The sequence below is a fragment of the Burkholderia sp. Se-20378 genome (assembly GCF_017104665.1).
Taxonomy (GTDB): Bacteria; Pseudomonadota; Gammaproteobacteria; order Burkholderiales; family Burkholderiaceae; genus Burkholderia; species Burkholderia lata.
This window is the reverse complement of sequence record NZ_JAAGPG010000870.1, coordinates 1-2124: the sequence shown is the minus strand read 5'-3', so window position 1 is coordinate 2124 and position 2124 is coordinate 1. Positions and strand designations below refer to the sequence as shown.

The following is a 2124-nucleotide window of genomic DNA, read 5'->3' as shown; positions in this document are numbered from 1 at the left end:
CGCATCGCGCTCAACCAGCTCGCGTCGCTGCTGCAGCCGCAGGACATCACGCGCGCATCGCTGCCGCCGCAGCTCGTGCGCGACTGGGTCGCGCCGGACGGCCACGCGCTCGTGCAGATCTCGCCGAAGGTGCCGAAGGGCGTCGACCCGAACGACGACACGATGCTGCGCCGCTTCGCGAAGACCGTGAAAGCCGCGGAGCCGGGCACGACCGGCGGGCCGATCTCGATCCTGCATTCGGCCGACACGATCATCAGCGCGTTCCTGCATGCGGCGCTGTGGTCGATCATCTCGATCACGATCCTGCTGTGGGTCACGCTGCGTCGCTTCGGCGACGTGCTGCGCACGCTGGTGCCGCTGCTCGTGTCGGGCGTCGTGACGCTCGAGCTGTGCGTCGTGCTCGGCATGCCGCTCAACTTCGCGAACATCATCGCGCTGCCGCTGATGCTCGGCGTCGGCGTCGCGTTCAAGGTGTATTTCGTGATGGCGTGGCGCGCGGGGCAAACCGGGTTGCTGCACTCGAGCCTCACGCATGCCGTCCTGTTCAGCGCCGCGACGACGGCGACCGCATTCGGCAGCCTGTGGCTGTCGCACCACCCGGGCACGTCGAGCATGGGCAAGCTGCTCGCGTTGGCCCTGACCTGCACGCTGATCGGCGCCGTGGTGTTCCAGCCCGTCCTGATGGGCAAACCGCGCGTCAAACGCGCCAAGAACCAATCGCAAGGAATCAATGAATAAGGTGCGAATCATTGCGGCGACCGTTGCCGCCAGCGCAGTGCTGTCCGGCTGCGCGACGGGACCGAACCGCAACCCCAACGACCCGCTCGAGCCGATGAACCGGGCGATGTACAAGTTCAACGACACCGTCGACACGAACATCGCCCAGCCGATCGCGAAGGGGTACCAGAAGGTCACGCCGACGCCCGTGCGCACCGCGATCAGCAACTTCTTCTCGAACCTCGGCGATCTCGGCAACATCGCGAACAACCTGCTGCAGCTCCGCATCACCGATGCCACCGAGGATCTGATGCGCGTGGCGATGAACTCGGTGTTCGGCGTCGCCGGCCTGATCGACATCGCGACGCCGGCCGGGCTGCCGAAACATCACCAGGACTTCGGCCTGACGATGGCGCGCTGGGGCATGCCGTCGGGCCCGTACCTCGTGCTGCCCGTGTTCGGGCCGAGCACGGTCCGCGACGGCGTCGGCCGCGCGGTGGACGTGCGCTTCAACCTGCTGAACTACATCGAGCCGGCCGCGCGCAACCCGATGTACATCGCGCAGTTCATCAGCGCGCGTTCGGACCTGCTCGGCGCGACTGACCTGCTGAAGCAGGCCGCGCTCGATCCGTATTCGTTCGTGCGCGACGCCTACCTGCAGCAGCGCAAGTCGCTGACGTATCGCAGCCAGTCGTCGTCGGCCACGCTGCCGACTTACAACGAACCGGGTGAATCGGGCGCCGTGCCGGCCGCGACGCCGGCCGTGCCGGGGTTGCCGAACTACGAGGATCCGGGCGAGTCGGGCGGTGCATCGGGCGCCACGCCGAACAATGCGCCGGCCGCGCCGGGGCTGCCGCAGTACGACGATCCGGGTGCGGACAACGCGATGCCCGCGAGCGCGCCTGCTGCTGCTTCGGCCGCTGCACCGGTTGCGGCATCGGCGGCCGCACCGGCGACGCCTGCGAGCAGTCCGGCCGTGCAGAAGTAACGCTGCAACGACCGTCGCCGCAAAGACAAAGAGCGCTGCAGATGCAGCGCTCTTTTTTTGTCCGCGAAATCCGGGAAAAGCGGAAAACCGGGAGGAGAAGGGCGAGAAAGGCGGCCCGTGCCGCTCAAACGATCCGCATCGCGCCGGCACGCTCGAACGCGTGCCGCGCCTGGATCAGCGTCGTGCGCGCCGCGCGCGCGTCGCTCGCGACCTGCAGCAGCGGGCCGAGCTGCGACGGCTGCTTCAGCAGTTCACGCAGGATCGGCAGGATCGCCGTGCTGCCATCGTCGCGCAGGCCGGCCGTTGCCGCGCTCGGCAACGTGCGCCACGCCGGATCGACGATCGCGCGGCACACCGCGAACGGGACGCCGCGCGCGGCCGCGAAGGCCGCCGCGATATGCGACTCCATGTCGACGGCA

1 protein-coding gene and 2 pseudogenes are annotated in these 2124 nt (G+C 68.5%); 2 read left to right on the top strand and 1 reads right to left on the bottom strand.

All coding sequences use genetic code 11. The features are described from left to right. Together G3N93_RS38435 and G3N93_RS38430 are read left to right on the top strand one after the other, a co-directional pair. Positions 1-738: pseudogene (locus G3N93_RS38435) on the top strand (RND transporter); the annotation flags it as partial. Next, complete coding sequence (locus tag G3N93_RS38430; protein WP_174940482.1) at positions 731-1705, top strand: VacJ family lipoprotein; 975 nt, start codon at positions 731-733, stop codon at positions 1703-1705. The pseudogene G3N93_RS38435 and the gene G3N93_RS38430, both read left to right, overlap by 8 nt. 124 nt (positions 1706-1829) lie before the next feature. Here the strand turns inward: G3N93_RS38430 and G3N93_RS38425 are convergent. After that, a pseudogene (locus G3N93_RS38425) lies at positions 1830-2124 on the bottom strand (hypothetical protein); the annotation flags it as partial.

Coding starts and splice junctions, on each gene's coding strand:
- G3N93_RS38430 (WP_174940482.1), top strand. CDS start 731: ATGAATAAGGTGCGAATCATTGCGGCGACCGTTGCCGCCAGCGCAGTG.